The organism is Arthrobacter sp. CMU6 (assembly GCF_059090205.1).
On sequence record NZ_JBNHFL010000003.1, the window covers coordinates 174,865 to 193,896 of the forward strand.

17 protein-coding genes, 1 pseudogene and 1 riboswitch are annotated in these 19,032 nt (G+C 64.1%); of the genes and pseudogenes, 4 read left to right on the forward strand and 14 right to left on the reverse strand.

Features of this window, described 5'->3' with window-relative positions:
- Positions 1–43: 43 nt before the first annotated feature.
- From AC5RWD_RS03340 to tkt, 5 genes are all read right to left on the reverse strand, one after another.
- Complete coding sequence (locus AC5RWD_RS03340; RefSeq protein WP_494018680.1) at positions 44–1,351, reverse strand: MFS transporter; 1,308 nt, start codon at positions 1,349–1,351, stop codon at positions 44–46.
- A 172-nt stretch (positions 1,352–1,523) separates the two neighbouring features.
- The gene (gene tpiA / locus AC5RWD_RS03345; protein ID WP_494018681.1) at positions 1,524–2,336 is read right to left on the reverse strand and encodes a triose-phosphate isomerase; all 813 of its coding nucleotides are present in this window, start codon (positions 2,334–2,336) and stop codon (positions 1,524–1,526) included.
- 99 nt (positions 2,337–2,435) lie between these two features.
- Positions 2,436–2,699 (reverse strand): hypothetical protein, encoded by a 264-nt coding sequence (locus tag AC5RWD_RS03350; RefSeq protein ID WP_494018682.1) that lies wholly within the window; start codon positions 2,697–2,699, stop codon positions 2,436–2,438.
- Entirely contained in the window at positions 2,696–3,844 is a 1,149-nt protein-coding gene (gene tal / locus AC5RWD_RS03355) for a transaldolase (RefSeq protein ID WP_494018683.1), read from the reverse strand. Before tal ends, AC5RWD_RS03350 begins: the two co-directional genes overlap by 4 nt.
- A gap of 31 nt (positions 3,845–3,875) precedes the next feature.
- On the reverse strand, positions 3,876–6,026 hold the full coding sequence (gene tkt / locus AC5RWD_RS03360; RefSeq protein ID WP_494018684.1) for a transketolase: 2,151 nt from the start codon (positions 6,024–6,026) through the stop codon (positions 3,876–3,878).
- Positions 6,027–6,199: 173 nt separating this feature from the next.
- Here tkt and ribB point away from each other — a divergent pair.
- Positions 6,200–6,799: pseudogene (ribB, locus tag AC5RWD_RS03365) on the forward strand (3,4-dihydroxy-2-butanone-4-phosphate synthase); the annotation flags it as partial.
- Positions 6,800–6,833: 34 nt separating this feature from the next.
- Here ribB and AC5RWD_RS03370 read toward each other — a convergent pair.
- From AC5RWD_RS03370 to AC5RWD_RS03410, 9 genes are all read right to left on the reverse strand, one after another.
- Positions 6,834–7,604, reverse strand: coding sequence for an SDR family oxidoreductase (locus tag AC5RWD_RS03370; protein ID WP_494018685.1), 771 nt, complete (start codon positions 7,602–7,604; stop codon positions 6,834–6,836).
- A gap of 18 nt (positions 7,605–7,622) precedes the next feature.
- Positions 7,623–8,603 (reverse strand): sugar-binding transcriptional regulator, encoded by a 981-nt coding sequence (locus tag AC5RWD_RS03375; protein WP_494018686.1) that lies wholly within the window; start codon positions 8,601–8,603, stop codon positions 7,623–7,625.
- A 58-nt stretch (positions 8,604–8,661) separates the two neighbouring features.
- Positions 8,662–10,149: a sugar ABC transporter ATP-binding protein gene (locus AC5RWD_RS03380; RefSeq protein WP_494018687.1), complete on the reverse strand. Its 1,488-nt coding sequence runs from the start codon at positions 10,147–10,149 to the stop codon at positions 8,662–8,664.
- A gap of 71 nt (positions 10,150–10,220) precedes the next feature.
- Positions 10,221–11,177, reverse strand: a complete 957-nt coding sequence (locus AC5RWD_RS03385; protein ID WP_494018688.1) for a sugar ABC transporter substrate-binding protein — start codon at positions 11,175–11,177, stop codon at positions 10,221–10,223.
- Positions 11,178–11,246: 69 nt separating this feature from the next.
- Entirely contained in the window at positions 11,247–12,173 is a 927-nt protein-coding gene (locus AC5RWD_RS03390) for an ABC transporter permease (protein ID WP_314192316.1), read from the reverse strand.
- A gap of 118 nt (positions 12,174–12,291) precedes the next feature.
- The gene (locus tag AC5RWD_RS03395) at positions 12,292–13,098 is read right to left on the reverse strand and encodes an SDR family NAD(P)-dependent oxidoreductase (RefSeq protein WP_494018689.1); all 807 of its coding nucleotides are present in this window, start codon (positions 13,096–13,098) and stop codon (positions 12,292–12,294) included.
- A 5-nt stretch (positions 13,099–13,103) separates the two neighbouring features.
- Entirely contained in the window at positions 13,104–14,663 is a 1,560-nt protein-coding gene (locus AC5RWD_RS03400) for an FGGY-family carbohydrate kinase (protein ID WP_494018690.1), read from the reverse strand.
- On the reverse strand, positions 14,656–15,627 hold the full coding sequence (locus AC5RWD_RS03405; protein WP_494018691.1) for a transketolase family protein: 972 nt from the start codon (positions 15,625–15,627) through the stop codon (positions 14,656–14,658). Before AC5RWD_RS03405 ends, AC5RWD_RS03400 begins: the two co-directional genes overlap by 8 nt.
- Positions 15,624–16,502, reverse strand: coding sequence for a transketolase (locus tag AC5RWD_RS03410; RefSeq protein ID WP_494018692.1), 879 nt, complete (start codon positions 16,500–16,502; stop codon positions 15,624–15,626). Before AC5RWD_RS03410 ends, AC5RWD_RS03405 begins: the two co-directional genes overlap by 4 nt.
- A 292-nt stretch (positions 16,503–16,794) precedes the next feature.
- Positions 16,795–16,936, forward strand: a riboswitch (TPP riboswitch).
- 70 nt (positions 16,937–17,006) lie between these two features.
- On the opposite strand from AC5RWD_RS03410, the gene AC5RWD_RS03415 reads away from it, so the two are divergent.
- From AC5RWD_RS03415 to AC5RWD_RS03425, 3 genes are all read left to right on the forward strand, one after another.
- On the forward strand, positions 17,007–17,627 hold the full coding sequence (locus AC5RWD_RS03415) for an ECF transporter S component (RefSeq protein WP_494018693.1): 621 nt from the start codon (positions 17,007–17,009) through the stop codon (positions 17,625–17,627).
- 81 nt (positions 17,628–17,708) lie between these two features.
- The gene (locus tag AC5RWD_RS03420) at positions 17,709–18,203 is read left to right on the forward strand and encodes a ribose-5-phosphate isomerase (RefSeq protein WP_494018694.1); all 495 of its coding nucleotides are present in this window, start codon (positions 17,709–17,711) and stop codon (positions 18,201–18,203) included.
- A 161-nt stretch (positions 18,204–18,364) separates the two neighbouring features.
- Positions 18,365–18,817: a 6,7-dimethyl-8-ribityllumazine synthase gene (locus AC5RWD_RS03425; RefSeq protein WP_494018695.1), complete on the forward strand. Its 453-nt coding sequence runs from the start codon at positions 18,365–18,367 to the stop codon at positions 18,815–18,817.
- The last annotated feature ends 215 nt before the right edge of the window (positions 18,818–19,032 follow it).

The following is a 19,032-nucleotide window of genomic DNA, read 5'->3' on the forward strand; positions in this document are numbered from 1 at the left end:
AAACCAAGGGCTGAGTGGGACCCCGGCAGCGGGGACTCGCCGGTCACATCGCGGCAGGTTCCGAAGCCTTTCCCGACGGAGCGCCGGGGTCGGGCACGTCTTCCGGCACTTTCAGCCAGCGCACTGCGAAGCCCGCTGCGAGGTACAGCGACGCAAAGATGACGGTGACGCCGCCTGCACCGATGGTGGCCAGGAAAACGGCAACGATAAGGGGTCCGACGAAGGTCGCGGCGCCCGCACCCAGGTTCAGGAGGGCGACGGCGTTGCCTTTCTGCCCGGGGGCCATGAGGGACATGAGCACGGAGATGGGCGTGAAACCGGCCAAGGTGATCCCGTAGAACGCGGCGCAGATCAGAGCCACCCAGTAGTGGGGTCCGACCAGCTGCGGGACGAAGTAGAGGCACAGGGAGCTGATGGCGGAGCCGACGCAGCCGAACCAGCGAAGGGTGCGGTGCCAGCCAAGGCGATCGCTGAGAACGCCAAAGAACAGATTGGCGAAAATGTTGGCGAATCCGAGCGTGAAAATCAGTTGCAGCCACCCGGCTGTGCCAAAGCCTAGCCCGGTGGCGAAGACTGTCGGCATGTAGACGAGGAAGCCGTACTGCGGGGCGGTGTTGATGAGCCGGATGAGGCATCCCACACCGATGCGGGGGTTCTTGTAGGCAAGGCTGATGCTGTTGAGGATGCTTTGCCGGGCTGTCACTCCTGGAGCCGCGAGCCGTTCTCCTCCCTGGGCGGCCCGGATTCCGACCAGGGCGACAATGCCGCCGGCGACGACCATAATGAGCGACACCCACAGGGTCAGGTACTCGCCGATGAGGGGTTCGGTGCCGCTGGCCATGAGGGAGCCGAGCGTCGGCAGGCCGCCTGTGAAGGCGAAATAGAACCAGCCGACTGCGGAGCCGAGGCGCTTGGCCGGGCTTGCGGCGAGTATCCAGACGAGGAAGCCGTAGGCGAAGAGCGGGTATCCGAACCCGCGGACGCCGTAGAGGATCAGCATCAGCGTGAAGTCCTGTGCGGGGACGGCAACGGCGAGGAACAGCACCTCAAATAGGCCCCAAATGACAAGGCCGGTGAGCATGACCCGCCGCGGCCCCCACACGTCCGAGAGGGCACCTGCCAGCCAAGAGCCTGCGGTGACGATGAGACCGTAGGCGGTGATGATTACTGCAGCTCCGGTTTCGGTCCCGGCCCCGTTCGCCGCTAGGAAGGGGGCGATGTAGCCGGATTCGACTCCGTCGCCGATCATGAAAAGGAGGAGCCCGACGAAGCCCCAGATGAGGGGCTTGGGCAGGCCGAGCCGGTCCAGGAGGGCCGGTCCGCCGCGGCGTGCTATAGGTGGTGCGGTCATGCGGGGTACGTGTGCTTTCTGAGGAGGGGCTGGGGATGCCATCTGGAGGAAAATCTTCGGGTCGACGGACTCCGAGAGGGTGCGGGTCCGGCCGCAAGCGGGGCTGCACCCCTGGGAGCAGCCCGCCGAGCCCGCCCGATCAGGCCGGGCGGGCTGGGGAACCAATTCTGGGTCAGCCGGCGAGCTGGCGCTCGAACCCTGCAATGTTGGCGAATTCAACGGGATCAAGGCTCGCGCCGCCGACCAGGACGCCGTCCACGTCGGTCTCGTTGAGGATGGCTGCGGCGTTGCCGGCCTTGACCGAGCCGCCATAGAGGAGCCGGGTCTTGGCCGCGACATCCGCGTTGAAGAGACTGGCCAGTTCCGCGCGGATTGCGGCACACATCTCCTGTGCGTCGTCCGGGCCGGCGACTTCACCGGTTCCGATGGCCCATACGGGCTCGTACGCAACCACGAGCCCGGCGGCTTGGTCGGCGGCGAGGCCCTCGACGCCGGCGCGCAGCTGGGCCAGGGTGTGCTGGACGTGTGTGCCGGCTTGGCGGATGTCCAGGCCTTCCCCGACGCACAGCACCGGCGTGAGTGTGTGGCGGTAGGCGGCCGTGACCTTGGCGTTGAGGGTTTCGTCGGTTTCGTTGTGGATAGTGCGGCGTTCACTGTGGCCGACGAGCACGTATTTGCAGCCGAGCTTGGCCAGGAACTGGCCGCTGGTGTCGCCGGTGTAGGCGCCTGAGTCGAACGGGGAGAGGTCTTGGCCGCCGGAGACGAGGCCCAACCCGTCGTCCTGGATCAGGGTTTGCACGGCGCTAAGCGTTGTGAAGGGCGGGAAGATGGCAACTTCGACGCGGTCGTAGTCGTGCTTTGCCTCAGACAGTGTTTCGGCGAGATGCTGCAGCAGGCTGCTGCCCTGGACATGGTCCATGTTCATCTTCCAGTTGCCGGCGATCAGGGGCGTCCGGTCAAAGGCGCTGTTGGCGGGCGTGCTCATGTGTTCCTCCGTATTGCTTGTTGTGTGAATGGCGGTAGCGTTCGCTTCAGCCGGCTGGGTTAGGGGCCAAGAATGCATCTCGCTGCCCGTGATGTCGGGTTATTGCTTCCGGGGTCGTTCGGCTGGTGTCCTGGCCTGAAGCCGGGTCCCGTCCAGGTTGTGCAGGAGGTGCCTCGTGCCCATACCGTGGCATCTGATCCAGATGATGTCCGATTGCTCCGTTTTGGTCTCGATCCGCGCCATGTAGGTGTATCCGCCGGGCTCGGTGACCTCCACGAGGTCACCCGGCTGGAGCGAACTCCAGTCCTGGGGAGTCTGGGCGCTGGTGTCACGGCTCTCCCTGTGCCTGGTTGAGCGCATCATTTCGGCGTTTCCCATGGTGCTGCGGCGGCTTGGGCTTTCCGGGCGGTGGCGAGGGCGGCTTCGACGTCGGCGAGGAGTTCCTTCCAGCTGGCGACGAACTTGTCGAGGCCTTCGGATTCGAGGAGCGCGACGACGTCGTTGTAGGAGATGCCGAGGTTTTCGAGGGCGTTGAGGGTGGCGTTGGCTTCCTCGTAGGTGCCGGTCACGGTGTCGCCGGTGACCACGCCGTGGTCGAAGGTGGCGTCCAGGGTCTTTTCCGGCATGGTGTTCACCACGCCGGGAGCGACGAGTTCGGTGACGTAGAGGGTGTCCGGGTAGGCGGGGTCCTTCACGCCGGTGGACGCCCACAGCGGGCGCTGCGGCCGGGCGCCGGCCTCGGCGAGGATGGCCCAGCGCTCGGTGGAGAACTGCTCTTCGTAGACCTGGTAGGCCAGGCGGGCGTTGGCCAGGCCGGCCTTGCCCTTGAGTGCCTTGGCTTCGTCGGTGCCGATGGCGTTGAGGCGCTTGTCGATCTCGGAGTCGACGCGGGAGACGAAGAAGGAGGCCACGGAGTGGATCTTTGACAGGTCGTGGCCGTTTTCCGCGGCCTGCTCCAGGCCGGTCTGGAAGGCGTTGATGACGGCCCGGTAGCGCTCGAGGGAGAAGATCAGGGTCACGTTCACGCTGATGCCCTCGGCGAGGGTGGCCGTGATGGCCTCGAGGCCTTCAAGGGTCGCGGGGATCTTGATCAGGACGTTGTCCTTGTTGACCTTCTTGTACAGGTGCTTGGCCTCGGCGACGGTGCCGGCAGTGTCCCAGGCCAGGCGCGGGTCAACCTCGATGGAGACGCGGCCGTCAACACCGTTGGTCGCGGCGGCGATGGGTGCGAACAGGTCGCAGGCGTCGGCGACGTCGGTGGTGGTGATTTCGAAGATGGTGTCCTCGATGGACGCGCCGGCCGCTGCCTCCTTGGCAATGACGGCGTCGTAGTCCGTGCCGGTGGTGATGGCGGCGTGGAAGATGCTGGGGTTCGTGGTGACACCCACAACGTTCTTCTCTTCGATCAGCTTCTGCAGCGTGCCGGTCTTGAGGCGGCCGCGGGAGAGGTCGTCGAGCCAGATGGAAACGCCGGCGTCGGAAAGCTGCTGGGTGGGAGTGCTAGTCATTTCTAATCTCCTTGAACTGTGGGGGAGTCTGTCAGGACTGGAGTCCGGCGAGGGAATCCTTGGCGGCGGCGGCAACTGCTTCTGCGGTGATGCCGAATTCCTGGAAAAGGCGCTTGTAGTCGGCGGAGGCGCCGTAGTGCTCGAGGCTGATGGAGCGTCCGGCGTCGCCGACGAACTCCTTCCAGCCCAGGGCAAGTCCGGCTTCGACGGAGACGCGGGCCTTGACCGCTGCGGGCAGGATGGCCTCGCGGTAGGCGGCGTCCTGCTTGTTGAACCACTCGACGCACGGCATGGACACCACGCGGGTGGCGATGCCTTCGGCCTGCAGGGTTTCGCGGGCCTGGACGGCAAGCTGGACCTCGGAGCCGGTGCCGATCAGGATGACCTGCGGCTCGACGCTTTGGCCGTCCTTGGAGGCCTCGGCCAGGACGTAGCCGCCCTTGGCCACACCGGCGGTCGACCCGAACGTGTCGCCGGTGGCGTCGCCTGCACCGCGTTCCCAGGTGGGAATGTTCTGGCGGGTCAGGACGATGCCTGCCGGGTTCTCGTGGTTCGCCAGCATGGTCTTCCACGCTGCTGCGACCTCGTTGGCGTCACCCGGACGGACGACGTCGAGACCCGGGATGGCGCGCAGCGAAGCGAGCTGCTCCACCGGCTGGTGGGTGGGGCCGTCCTCGCCGAGGCCGATCGAGTCGTGCGTCCAGACGTACAGGGACGGCACACCCATGAGGGCACCGAGGCGGATGGCGGGGCGCTGGTAGTCGCTGAAGATCAGGAACGTGCCGGAGAACGCGCGGGTCTTGCCGTGCAGGCTGATGCCGTTCACGATCGAGGCGGCGGCGTGCTCGCGGATGCCGAAGTGCAGGACGCGGCCGTACGGGTTGCCCTTCCACGCTTCGGTGGAGCGGGAGGCCGGGATGAACGACGGCGAGCCCTCGATCGTGGTGTTGTTGGACTCCGCGAGGTCGGCCGAGCCGCCCCACAGTTCCGGCATGACCGGGCCGATCGCGTTCAGGACCTTGCCGGATGCGGCGCGGGTGGAAACGTCCTTGCCTGCCGGGAAGACCGGCAGGGCGCCGCCGAGCTCGGCGGGGAGCTGGCGCGCTTCGACGCGCTGCAGCAGGGCAGCGGCGTCCGGGTTGGCGGACTGCCAGGCGTTGAAGGACTCTTCCCAGGCCTTGCGTGCGTGGGCACCCCGGTCAACGACGCCGCGGGCGTGGGCCAGCACGTCCTCGTTCACCTCGAAGGACTTCTCCGGGTCAAAGCCGAGGACGGTCTTCAGTGCTGCCACTTCTTCCGAACCCAGGGCGGAGCCGTGGATCTTGCCCGTGTTCTGCTTCTTCGGTGCCGGGTAGCCGATGACCGTGCGCAGCGAAACGATGGAGGGCTTGGACGTTTCGGCCTTGGCCGCCAGCAGCGCCGAGTACAGCTCCTGGACGTCTTCCTTGTATTCCCCGGTCTTGGTCCAGTCGACACGCTGGGTGTGCCAGCCGTAGGCCTCGTAACGCTTCAAGACATCCTCGGTGAACGCGATGTCCGTGTCGTCCTCGATGGAGATGTGGTTCTCGTCGTAGATCACCACGAGGTTGCCCAGTTCCTGGTGGCCCGCGAGGGAGGAGGCCTCGGAGGTGACACCCTCCTGCAGGTCGCCGTCGGAAGCGATGACCCAGATGGTGTGGTCGAACGGGCTGGTGCCGGGGGCGGCGTCGGCGTCGAACAGGCCGCGCTGGCGGCGCTGCGAGTACGCGAAGCCCACCGAGGACGCCAGACCCTGGCCCAGCGGGCCCGTGGTGATCTCCACACCGGCAGTGTGCTTGTACTCAGGGTGGCCCGGGGTAAGCGAACCCCAGGTCCGCAGTGCCTGCAGGTCCTTCAGCTCCAGGCCGTAGCCGGAAAGGAAGAGCTGGATGTACAGCGTCAGGGACGTGTGGCCGGGGGACAGGACGAACCGGTCACGCCCGATCCAGTCCGGGACCTGCGGATCGTGGCGCATCATCTTCTGAAAGAGAAGGTATGCGGCCGGAGCCAGGCTCATCGCTGTCCCGGGGTGGCCGTTGCCCACCTTCTCCACAGCGTCCGCGGCCAGGACACGCACAGTGTCCACTGCACGCTGGTCCAAGTCAGTCCAGGACAGTTCGCGGGAAGCATCGCGGCCGGGTGCGGGAACGTTTTCTGATGACATGTGAATCGGGCTCTCGTTACGCAGGGATGAGGATGAGGCTGAAGTTCGGCCCTTCTGGAAGGATGAATCAGCCGGCCGAGGGGGTTCCGCGGCGTGGATGCCGTAGTGAATTGCTATTCACTACGGCATTAGTATGAATTCGTAGGTTTGGAAGAATCAGACAGGAAAAAGACATGGCACTTGCTGACATCGATGTGGCAGTTTCTGCCCTCAAGGCCGGGCAGCCGATCATCGCGGTGGACGACGAGGACCGCGAGAATGAGGGCGACATCATCATGGCCGCCGAGCACGCAACGCCCGAGTGGCTGGCCTGGATCATTCGGGTTTCCAGCGGCTTCGTGTGCGCCCCGATGACGAACGAACTGGCCGATGCCTTGGAACTGCCCCTGATGACGGAGGACAACAAGGACTCCCTTCGGACTGCTTACACAATCACCGTTGATGCTGCCGGCCAGTCAACGACCGGTATCAGCGCGACCGACAGGGCACGTACCCTGCGGGTGCTGGCCGATCCTTCATCAGGTCCGGCTGACCTGATCCGTCCGGGGCATGTGCTTCCCCTCCGTGCCGTGGATGGGGGAGTGCGGCAGCGGCCCGGCCACACCGAGGCCGCCGTTGACTTGCTGAAGCTTGCCGGACTCACCCCCGTCGGGGTGATCGCCGAAGTGGTCGCCGACGACGGTGAAATGATGCGGCTTCCCGGACTGCTGGAACTGGGGCGCGAAAAGGGCTTGCCCGTTATCAGCATCGCCCAACTGGTGGCCGCCCTGGACCACTGATCTGATCCGGGGCCGCCACCGGCGGTTGCTACTGGGCGCAGAAACCGCCGTCGACAAGGAGGTCGATGCCGGTACAGAACGACGCTGCGTCCGAGAGAAGGAACACCGCCGGGCCGGCCATTTCTGACGGGTCTGCGATACGCTTCATCGGCGTTTCATCCGCGAAAACCGCCATCTGATCAACCATCTCCGGGCGGGAGTTCATCTTGGTCATCGTGTACCCCGGACTGAGTGAGTTGACCCGGATGCCGCGCTGGGCCCATTCCATGGCCAGCGATTTGCTCAGGTGCATCACAGCGGCCTTGGCGCTGTTGTAATGCGCCTGCAGCAGGCCACGGTTGACGATGGTCCCGGACATGGAAGCGATGTTGACGATGGAACCGCCGCCGTTCCTGAGCATGGCGCGCCCTTCGGCCTGACAGCTGAGGAAGACTCCGGTGACGTCAATGTCGTAAACCTTCTGCCACTGAGCCAGCGACATTTCCTCGGCGGGCGCGGCGTTCGCTATCCCTGCGGAATTGACGGCCAGGGTGAGCGGGCCAAGATCAGCTTCGATCTTGGCGACGGCTTCTCCCAGTTCGTCTGCATTCGTGACGTCGGCAGCGACGAAGATAGCCTGTCCTCCGGCTTCCTTGATGCGGCGCACCGTTTCGTCCGGTCCTTCTCCGGGCAGGTCAACGATGCCGATGGCGCCGCTTTGCTGGGCGATGCCGAAGGCGATGGCCTGCCCGATACCGGATCCGCCTCCGGTCACGAGAGCGGTCCGTCCATCCAGGGCGAAGCTGAGTTTCGGGTTCAATTGCTGTCCTTTAAGTTTTTAGGGCGCCTTGTCTGATTCCAGCTTCAGCGCGGTCTTTTTGTCCGTGATAAGTACGTTGATCCATTTGCCTTCGACGGCTGCCCGTATCGCGGCGTACTTCCTGGTGCCGCCGGCAATACCAATGCGCCTGTCGACCCTGAACATCTGCTCCGGGCTGATGCCCAGGACCCGGTCATTGAGTTCGGATTCGATCAGTGTTCCGTGTTTGTCGAAGAACCGTAGGCAGATGTCGCCGACCGCCCCCGATGCTGCAAGGGCGTTGAGATTGGATTCGTTAAGGGAATTGCCTGACTGGACCAGCAGTGGTGATGGTTCCATGCTTCCGATGCCCACCAGCAGGGTGTCCAGCCGGTCCCAGTCAGCGGCAACCTCAGCGACGAAGGGATCCTCCAGCAGGGCATCACGGCCGCCGCGGCTGGACACGATACCGGGAGCGGGAAGGTAGCGCGGTGTGCCCTTGGTGACAGTTGCCAGCCGGTCCGCCAGGTGCGTCGCCCTCACCTGAACTTCGGGATTCCCGACCCCGCCGATGACCTGGACGACGCTTTCCGCGGTCTTGACATTCCGCGGGGACATGGCGTCCACTGTGGCCAGTAGCGTTGAGGACCAGGACGACAGGCCGATCCTGTTCCCTCCGGTGAGCGTCACCTCGAGGTACCCCGCGGCTGTCGCGCCGATACCCCTGATAAGGGCTGCCTCGTCCTCGCTATGCAGATCGGCGATGGCAACCGCCCGCAGCCCGTACTTGGCCGCCACGGCGTCTTCCAGGTCCGATTCGGTTCCGGCGGGTGCCACGACAATGGTCCGGACGATGCCTTCGCGCACGGCGTCGGTCAGCCAGCGGGAGACCCGTGACTGGGAGACGTTGAGCTTTTCCGCGATCTCGGCCTGGCTCAGGTTCTGCTCGTGGTACATCCGGGCGGCCTTGACCATCAGGCCCAGTTGCTGGGGGGTGAAAGTCCTGGTTCTCGGTGCCACGGCGTTCCTTCGTTTGTCGTCAGGCAAGGGTGCAATTATTTCACGTTCCTCCTTTCTCTTAGAGTGTGGCCAGTGACATGACTTTGGACGGGGTGGCCTCGGAGGCATCCAGGATTCCCTGGTTCCGTCCGCGGGCGAGGACCATGACCCTGTGGGCGAGGCCGAGGACTTCTTCGAGGTCGGAGCTGACCACGATGACGGCGTTGCCATTACGGGCGAGGTCCGCCACGACTTCGTAGATGGAGGCCCTTGCACCGACGTCGATGCCGCGGGTGGGTTCATCGAGGATGATCAGGCGCGGATCGCGTTGGAGCCATTTTCCGATCACGATTTTTTGCTGGTTGCCGCCGGAGAGGGAGGACACGGGCAATGCCACGTTGCCCTTCATGCCGATGCCTTTCGCCACGGTTGTGGCGAAGCTGCGCACCTTGGACGGTGCTATCCAGCCCGATGAGCTGACCTTGCCCAGGTTGGGCAGGGCGATGTTGTTCTCGATCGTGTCGCTGACGACCAGCCCCTGCTGTTTGCGGTCCTCTGGAATCAGGACGACGCCGGCTTTGATGGCTGCCATCGGGTCGTCCGGCTTCAGATTTTTCCCGTCGACGACGACCGTGCCGAGCCGGTGCTCGGCTCCGGCTATCGCGCGGACGAGTTCGGTGCGCCCGGCTCCGACGATGCCAGCGATGCCGAAGATTTCCCCGGCCCGGACCGTGAAGGAAACGTCAGTGAAGTCCCCGGCTTTGTCGTGCAGGTCTTTGACTTCCAGCACGATCTCATCCCTGGGCGGGGGCACCTCGGGGAAGAGCCGCTCGACGGGGCGGCCGACCATTTCTTCGACCAGCTGGTGGGGGGAAACCTCACCGGAGGCGTGTTCGGTGATCTTCTTGCCATCCCTGAGCACGACGATGCGGTCGGCGATGAGGGCGATTTCGGCAAGGCGGTGGCTGACGTAGATGAACGACACGCCTTCGGCCTTCAGGGCCCTGACACATTCGAAGAGGGCGTCGGTTTCGGCTTGGCCCAGTGCGGCGGTGGGCTCATCGAGGATGAGCAGTGAGGCCTCGAGCATCAGGGCCTTGGCGATTTCGACCTGTTGTTGGCCGGCGACACTGAGGTCCCGGACTTTGGCGTCCATGCTGCCGTTGAAGCCCAAGCGCTTGAGCTGATTCTTGGCTTTCTCGCGCATGGTGCGGGCGTCGAGGAAGCCGTTGCGCATGGGCCAGCGTCCGATCATGACGTTCTCGGCGACGGTGAGGTCTGGCAGCAGGCGCATTTCCTGGTGGATGAGGCCGATACCGGCGGCGATGGCGTCACCCGGGGACGTGGGTGCGTAAGGTTCTCCGTTCCAGGTCATGGTTCCGGTGGTCGGCTGGGTCACTCCGGCGATGATGCTGGAGAGGGTGGATTTGCCGGCTCCGTTTTCTCCGAGCAGGGCGACGACTTCCCCGGGGTTGATGTCTAGGTCAATGTCCTGGACGGCGATAGTGCCGGGATATTCTTTCGTGGCGCCGCGGACGCGAAGTCCGCGGTTGTCCGCAGTAGGCATTTGGGGCTCCATTGGCTAGAGAAACGGCCTGGGCGGGTGGTGCCCCGGCGGGGCACCACCCGTGGGACGGGTTAAGGGTGGTTGGTGATAAAGGGCTCGACGTTTTCCTTGGTGGTCAGAACGCCTTCCTGGAGCTGCTCGGCCGGCAGCTTCTCACCGTTGGCCAGCTTGATCGCCGATTCGAGGGCGAGCTTACCCATGCCCTGGGTCGGCTGGGTGATGGTCGCGGCCAGAGTACCGTTCTTTACTGCTTCCAGGCCGGCTTTGTCGCCGTCGAACCCGACGATGGTGACACCCTTGACGCCGGCATTGCGGACGGCCTGAGCGGCTCCGAGGGCCAAGGCATCGGCGCGGCCGAAGAAGATGTTGATGCTTGGGTTCGCCTGGAGCATGTCGGTGGCCAGTTGGTAGCCCTCGTCCTGTGCCCACTGCTGTGAGGCCTGACGGGCGACTTCCTTGATGCCGGGGAACTGCTTCATGGCCTCCTTGAATCCGGTGTCACGGGCGACCTCAGGCGTTGTTCCGATCTGGCCCTGGATCACGCCGAGCTGTCCCTTGCCGTCAACCTTCTTACCGACCCACTCGCCCAAGGACTTGGCTGCCCCGACGCTGTCGGTGGCGATGAACGTATCACCGGGTGCGCCTTCGGGGTTTCGGTCAACAGCAACGATGGGAATGTTCGCTGACTTGGCCGCGCGGACCGGGACAGTTGCCGCCGTTGCACCGGCGGGGATGTAGATGATCGCGTCCACCTGCTGGGTGATGAAGTCCTGGATCTGCGAAACCTGGGTGTTGGAGTCGCCCTTCGCGTCAGCGACGACGACTTTGACGTTTTGTTCCTTGGCCGCTGCTTCGACCGACTGGCGGATCTGGTTGAAGAAGTCTGCCTGCTGGTTGGCTACCGCCAGGCCGATCGTCTTCTGCTTCTCGCCGCCGCCTCCGCCGGCGCCCGAGTTCCCGCCCCCGCAGGCTGCCAGGGAAAAGGTGGTGGCCACTGCAACCGCGGCTACTGCGATTTTTCTAAACATTTTCATCTCCATTGATAAATCCGATTGGGGTATTGCTTGGTTGGTGATGCTGGTGAGGGATGGGACCGGTTAGGCCTTCTTGCGCCGGAGCACGTCTGCCATCACGGCGATGGCGATGACGAGGCCGATGACGATCTGCTGGATGAACGGTGAAACGCCCAGGAGGTTCAGGCCGTTGCGCAGCACACCGATCAGCAGAACACCGATGATCGTTCCGCCGATGCGTCCGACGCCGCCGTTCAGGCTTGCGCCACCGATGACAACGGCGGCGATGACGTCAAGCTCATATCCGAGTCCGGCGCTGGGCTGGGAGGAATCCAAACGGCTGGCCAACGCGATTCCGCCGAGGCCGGCCAGGGCGCCTGCCGCGACGTAAACCCAGATGGTGACCTTCTTGACGTGGATGCCGGCCAGGCGGGCCACTTCTGCGCCGCCGCCAATGGCGTAGATGGAGCGCCCGGATGCCCGGTACTTCAGCCACGCCCAGGCTGCCAGGTACAAGGCCACCACGACCAGCAGCGTGACGGAGAAGAACCCGAGGTACCTTTCGGAGGAAAGGTTGAAGAACCACTCCGGGTATCCGACGATCTGCTGGCCGTCGGTGATCAGGTTCGCCAGGCCGCGGGCAATGGAGAGCATGGCCAAAGTGGCGATGAACGGTGGCAGGTTGGCGTAGGTAATGCCCAGGCCATTGAGCGAACCGGCGAGGGCGCCCACGGCGATGGCTGCCAGCATGGCGGCCCACATTGGCCAGCCGCCCTGGTGGGAGAGCCAGCCCAAGACCATGGTGGAGAGTCCGAGGACGGCACCCACTGACAGGTCGATGCCGCCGGTGATGATGACCGCTGTTGCTCCGACGGACAGGATGCCGAGAACGGTCACCTGATCCAGGATGTTGATGAGGTTGCGGCCGGTGAGGAAGAAGGGCGAGGCGAAGCTTAGGACGATGAACAGGGCGATCAGGCCCAGCAGGGCTCCGCCGCTACCCGAAAACATGCGTGCACTGAGTTGTGAAAACATTGGCGCCTTTGCACCGTTTTCCTGGGGTGCTCCACCGGGCCGGTGGGCTAGTTGTTGACTCATGATTGACTCCGTTGGCAGTAGAGGTTGGGCCCTAGTTCATGAACATTCCGCCATCAATATTGATGGCCTGTCCTGTGATGTAGCTGCCCGCGTCCGATGCGAGGAACAAGAGCAGGTTTGCCACGTCGGTTGCTTCGGCGGGGCGCTTGAGTGGTATGCCGTCGATCCACTCCTGGATCAGTTCGCCGGGCTTGTAGTCACCCAGGCGGCTTCCCCATTCACGGTCGTTGTATTCCCACATCTCGGTCTTGACGATGCCGGGGCAGTAGCTGTTGACGCGGACACCGGATGGAGCGAGTTCCTTGGCCAGGGACTGGGTGAGGCCGATGACCCCGAACTTGCTGGCGGCGTAGTGGGGCGTGAAGATAAAGCCTTGGCGGCCCTGTCCGCTGGATGCGTTGAGGATGACCCCGTGATTGCTGGCTTTCAGCAGCGGGGCTGCTTCCCGGCAGCACAGGAAGACAGCAGTGGTGTTCACGGCCAGGACTTTGTTGAATTCGTCCAGGCTGAGGTCTTCAAGGTTCGAGATGGTGATGATCCCGGCATTGTTGACCAGGATGTCCAGCCCGCCCCAAAGCTCGACGGTCTTGGCAAACGTCGCCTTGACCTGCGCCTCGTCAGTGACGTCGGCTACCGCGTGGTCGACGTCAAAACCGGCTGCCCGAAGCTTTTCCGCCGATTCGCTGACCAGCGGGCTGCGGTCAACAAGGAGCACCGAAGCGCCGGCTTCGGCGAAGGCCTGGCCGATGCCGTAGCCGATGCCGCTGGCTCCGCCGGTCACCAGGGCGCGGCGCCCCTTAAAGTGACCCTGAAAAATCTCAGATCCGATGGTGTTCATTGGTGTCACTCCGTTACTGCGGGGGCCAACGCGTCGTGCATTGTGCCGGGTGAGTTGGGGACGAGAGCCGTGGGTTCTTCCGGGGACCAGCGTGCTTTGGTGACCGCCCGGGACCAGCTTGAGCGCCGGCGGTCCGCGTCATGGACGGGCATGGCTGGCGCGATCGCGGTCCTGTTCCTCGGGAGCTTTTCAACTGCCTCCCTGCTGAACAGCCCTGTCTCAATGGCCGCCATGTGCGCGACTCCGAGCGCTGAAAGATCCGGCACCGCGCTGCGCAGCACGGTGCGCTGGCTCAGATCCGACTGCAGCTGCATCAACCACGTGTTTGATGTCGGGCCGCCGTCGGCCAGCACGGAACTGATGGGCGGCGAGACGGACTTCTCGGCCGCCCGCAGCACATCTTCGATCTGCAGGGCAATGGATTCGAACGCGGCCCGGGCCAGATGTGCCGAGGTCGTGCCCAGGTTGAACCCGCTGATCGTGGCTTCTGCACGTTCATCCCACCACGGGGCACCGAGTCCGGCGAACGCGGGGACAAGGTTGACCCCGCCGCTGTCCTCGACCGTCCGGGCCAGTGAGTCCAGATGTGAAACGTCACAATCCAGCACCTTCGACAACCAAACCGCCGTCGCACCCGTGGCGAGGATGTTCCCTTCGAAGGCGTAACGGGGTGTGCCATCATGCCATGCCAGCGTCCGGACCAGTCCGCCCATGTCACCGGGGTGAGCTTCGTCCGGGAGAAGGCCCATGACGGAGCTGCCCGTACCGTAGGTCGCCTTGACTGTGCCCGGACCCCGGACACCGTGTGCGTACAGCGCCGAGTGTGAGTCACCCATGACGGCGTGGACCCGGGAGCCTCCGGCCAGACCACCCAGCAAGGGGGAACTTTCCGCGGTGGATGCCACCACCTCCGGGAGGACCTGGCGCGGCACATTGAAGAGTTCCAGCAGCTGCTGATCCCAGTCGACCGCATCCAGGTTCAGGAGCTGGGTGCGGCTCGCGTTGCCCGCCTCGATCCGATGTTCACCGGTGAGGCAGCTCAGCAGCCAGGAATCGACGGTTCCGGCCGCGATTTTCCCGGCCTTGCTGAGGCGGCGGTCCGGGTCAGCGTCATCGAGCAGCCATTGGATTTTCAGGGCTGAGAACATCGGGTCGATCGGCAAGCCGGTGGACCGGCCAACCAGGTCGCCTGCACCGTCGCCGATCAGGTTCTTTGCCTGCTCGGCGGTGCGGCGGTCCTGCCATCCCAGAACCGGCCCCAAGGGCTGTCCGGTTTCACGGTCCCAGATCATTGCTGACTCGCGCTGCGTGCTCACACCCAGACCCAGGACTGTGCCGTCCAGTCCGCTGAGGCTGTCGGCGACTGCCTTAATTACACTGTCGCGTATGACGAGCGGGTCCTGTTCGACCCACCCGGGTTGGGGGTGCTGCTGCGTGAGACTAACCTGCGCCCGGGCGATGATTCCGCCCGAGCCGTCCATGACCAGGGCCTTCGTTGCGCTCGTGCCTTGGTCCACCGCAACAACGACGGCGGATCCGGCAGGTGCAGGGGCCAGGTTAGTCACGGTTCAGAACCTCGCGTGCTGCCGCGGCGATATGGTCGGCGGTAAGGCCGAAGTGGTCCAGGAGGAAGGCGGTGCTGCCGGTCGGAGCAAAGTGGTCTTTCAGGCCGAGGATGCGCATCGGAACTCGGGCACCGTCCTCCAGCTGGCCCACGACGCTGGCTACTGCGGCGCCAAGGCCGCCGGCGACGTTGGCTTCCTCTGCGGTGATGATTCCGCCGGTCTGGCGGGCGGCATCCTTGATGGCGTCCTCGTCGAGGGGGCTCAGGTAGGTGGCGTTCAGGACTCGTGCCGAGACGCCCTCGCCGGCAAGCGAGGCAGCGGCCCACAGCGCCCGGGACACTTCGGTGCCGGTAGCGATCAGGGTTACGTCGGTACCTTCACGGGCAACGACGAATTTTCCGCGTTCCAGCCCGGCATTGTCCTCGGAGACGTGCGGAACCTTGAAGCGGCCCACACGGATGTAGGTGGGCCGCGGGTCGGCCACGGCGTTGCGCACGGCGGCGCGGGTCTGTGCTCCGTCGGCGGGAACGACGATGTCCAGGCCCGGTAGTGCCCTCAGCCAGGAGAAGTCCTCGACGGAGTGGTGGGTCGGGCCGAGTTCGCCATAGGCCATGCCCGGGCTCATGCCGCACAGGATGACCTTGTGCTGGCTGTAGGCCACGTCTGCCTTGATCTGCTCCAGGGAACGACCTGTCAGGAAGGGTCCCGCTGCGCACACGAAGGGAATGAAGCCGGCGTTGGCCAGACCGGCGCCGACGCCGACCATGTTCTGCTCGGCGATGCCGACGTTGATCAGCCGGTCCGGGAACTCGTCACGGAATTTGGTCAGGTTGCTGGAGCCGACTGAGTCGTTGCACACGGCGACGACTCGGTCGTTGGTGCGGGCCAGCTTGATGAGTTCGTCCGCGAAGTCCTGGCGGTTGTCGAACGTGGGTGCGTCGGTCTGCACGGTTGTTGTCGTCATGACAGCTCCTGGAAAGCCTGAAGGGTTTGTTCTTTGGACGGTACTTTGTGATGCCACTCGACGCGGTCTTCAATGAAGGAGACGCCTTTGCCCTTGACGGTGTTGGCGATGATGGCGACGGGGGAACCCGTGGTGGATGGGCTCAGTGCCTCGATGAGTTCGTTGTAGTTGTGGCCGTCGACGATCCGCACTTCCATGCCGAAGGCGGCAAGCCGGGCATCGAGCGGGTCCAGTCCGTTCGTTTCTTCCGTCCGCGCGCCCTGCTGGAGCCGGTTGCGGTCAACGACGAGGGTCAGGTTGTCCAGCTTGTGGTGGGAGGCCGACATCAGCGCCTCCCAGTTGCTGCCTTCCTGCATTTCACCGTCGCCCGTGACGACGAAGACGCGGGTGCCGGTACCCAGCAGCTTGGCACCGATTGCCGTGCCGACGGCCACCGGGAGGCCATGGCCCAGCGGGCCGGTATTCGTTTCGACACCCGGGACCTTCACCCTGTTCGGGTGTCCGTTCAGCGCCGACAGCGGCGCCATGAAGGTGTCCAGTTCTGAGACCGGGAAGAAGCCGCTGTGCGCCAGGGTCGAGTACAGCGCGGCTGCACAGTGGCCCTTGCTGAGGATGAAGTGGTCGCGGTCTTCCTTGCGGTGATCCTCGGGATCGACGTTCATGACAGCGTCAAAAAGCACCGTCAGGATGTCCGTGACGGAGAAGTCTCCACCGATGTGCCCCTGGCCTGAGTCGGAAATCATTTTCAGGATCGAGCGGCGGGTGGTCTGGGCACGCTCGTGCAACTTCTTGGAGCGGAAGTCGGCGTCACCGGCCAACACCTCTTGGCGGAGGGACCGCCAGGATGCGGCCTGGGAAGCATCTGCAGTTAACATTTTGCATATCCATTCAGTAGTGACTGTATGTGAATCCATGTTACCCACCCCACAATTCGAGTGTCAATAGACGGGGTGGAGGACAGGTTCCCAGCGGAGCATCCTCAAGGATCGCCTCAGTGGCAGTGGTAATCGACGCAGGCTGGAGAGTTCTTGCGGCCGGCAGCGTGTGGGCTTGCCGCTCTGCGGGGGCTGGCGACATTCCTAGGGCGTACCGTTGAGCTGACTGGACGCCGCTGTGGTTTCGGACGCACGAACGTGTATAAATGGGACCAGCCCACCAAGGGCAGATTCATTACGACAGGGGAGCGCCGCCGTCGGGCATCACTGGCACAGCCAGGAAGCCGCGGGTGGGCGCTGAGAGTGCGGACAACCGCAGACCCTCGAACCTGATCCGGCTAGTACCGGCGCAAGGGAGTCGAGTTCTCAAAGTGTCCGGCCGCAGGCACCCCAAAGCCAGCAGCCGGGGAGCGCTTTCCCCTCCTGATCCTCAGGAGGACCATCATGACAACAGCAACAGCTAAAAAGTCCGGGTACAACTGGCGCGTGGCCGACATCGTGGTGGCGGCGCTGATCGCCGTCGCCGGAGGTGTCATTTTCTGGGCCTGGTCCCAGGGCGCCAACCTCATCTCCGCACCACTGAACGCGGTCTACCCGCCCCTGACCGGCCTGTACGCCGGCGGCTGGATGATCCCGGCGGTGCTGGGCATGCTCATCATCCGCAAGCCCGGTGCCGCGCTGTTCTGCGAAACGGTGGCAGCCACGGGCGAGCTGATCATGGGTTCGCAGTACGGCACCACGGTGCTGATCTCCGGCGTGCTGCAGGGCCTGGGTGCGGAGCTGGTGTTCGCCGCGTTCCGGTACAAGAAGTTCAACCTGCCCGTCTCGCTGCTGGCGGGTGCCGGCGCCGGGCTGTTCTGCGGCCTGAACGACTCGTTCGCCCCGTGGGGCTGGAACATCGCCTACGCCGCCGGGGACAAGCTGGCTTACATCATCTTCACCGCCATCTCCGGCGCCATCATCGCCGGCGCGCTGTCCTGGATCGCCACCCGCGGTCTGGCCAAGACCGGCGTGCTGAGCTCCTTCGCGTCCCGCAAGGCAGCCACAGAGCCCGTATTTTCCTAAATCCCTGGACCAGCAAGACTTCCCGCCGTACAGCCGGTCGCATCAGAGGGCGCCCGCTCAATTGAACAGGAATCAACAACTGTGACTTCACCCAATGACCTTCCCCGTGTCCATATCGCCACCGACCACGCCGGCATGGAGCTGAGTGCCCACTTGGTCAAACACTTGTCGGAGAAGGGTTATGCCGTCGTGGATCACGGACCCAAGGAATACGATGCTTTGGACGACTACCCGGCGTTCTGCATCACTGCAGCGCAAGCGGTGGTAACGGACCAGGAAGCGGGCGTGCACGCTCTTGGCATCGTCCTGGGCGGTTCCGGGAACGGGGAGCAAATCGCCGCCAACAAGGTCAAGGGGGTGCGGGCAGCCCTCGCTTGGAACCACTCCACCGCCACGCTGGCCCGACAGCACAATGACGCCAATGTCGTGGCAGTGGGCGGACGCCAGCACAGCGTCGAGGAGGCCGCGGCCCTGATCGAAGCCTTCCTGCAGGAACCCTTCAGCAACGACCAGCGCCACATCCGCCGCATCGGAAAAATTGCCTCCTACGAGAACACCGGCGAAGTGGTTGAGTAACTCCTGCTAGACCCTGGCGGTGCCCATGGAAGGGTGCACCGCCAAGAGCTCCTCCGGATCACTGAGTCCGCGTCCCGCCCCGCTGCCTGGACACATATGCGCCGAGGTCAGTATCAGCATGAAAGAATCCTCCAATGACCTCCCAAAGAAAGGAACTACCCTTGTCACCTCTGGACACTTCCTCCTTCCGCGTAGCGATTGTTAGCGCCCAATGGCATGCTGACATCGTTGATCGCGCCGTCGACAGCTTTCAAACGCGGCTCAAGGAACTTGGCATCACCAACGTCGATGTCCACCAAGTGCCCGGGGCCTACGAAATTCCGCTACTCGTCCGACGGCTCGCAGCGTCCGGCCAATACGACGGCATCGCCACCTCTGCCCTCGTAGTTGACGGAGGTATTTACCGCCACGAATTCGTCGCACAAAGTGTCGTGGACGCCCTGATGAGAGTGCAACTGGAAACGGACGTACCGGTATTCTCCGGTGTCTTAACTCCTCACCATTTTCACGAGCACGAAGAGCATCGCAACCAGTTTTCCCAGCATTTCGTGACCAAGGGGAAAGAACTGGCAGACGCTCTCGCCTCAACTCTTACAACGTTGGCGTCCCTGTAAGTCTGACTCTGGCGTAATATCCGCCATCAGCCTCCAAACTCGGAAGGGGCGCGGGCCTCCCGTTGGAGCTTCTGCCGAGTTAGCGATGGCGGCGGTGTCACCATGCGGGGCGATGTTTGGCCGATATAAGGCGTTATGGAAAGGCTTCGGGTCACCAGAACGTCCCTGGGGGACGTACGGTCATGCCAGAAAATACGTGACCACTGACCTTGGCC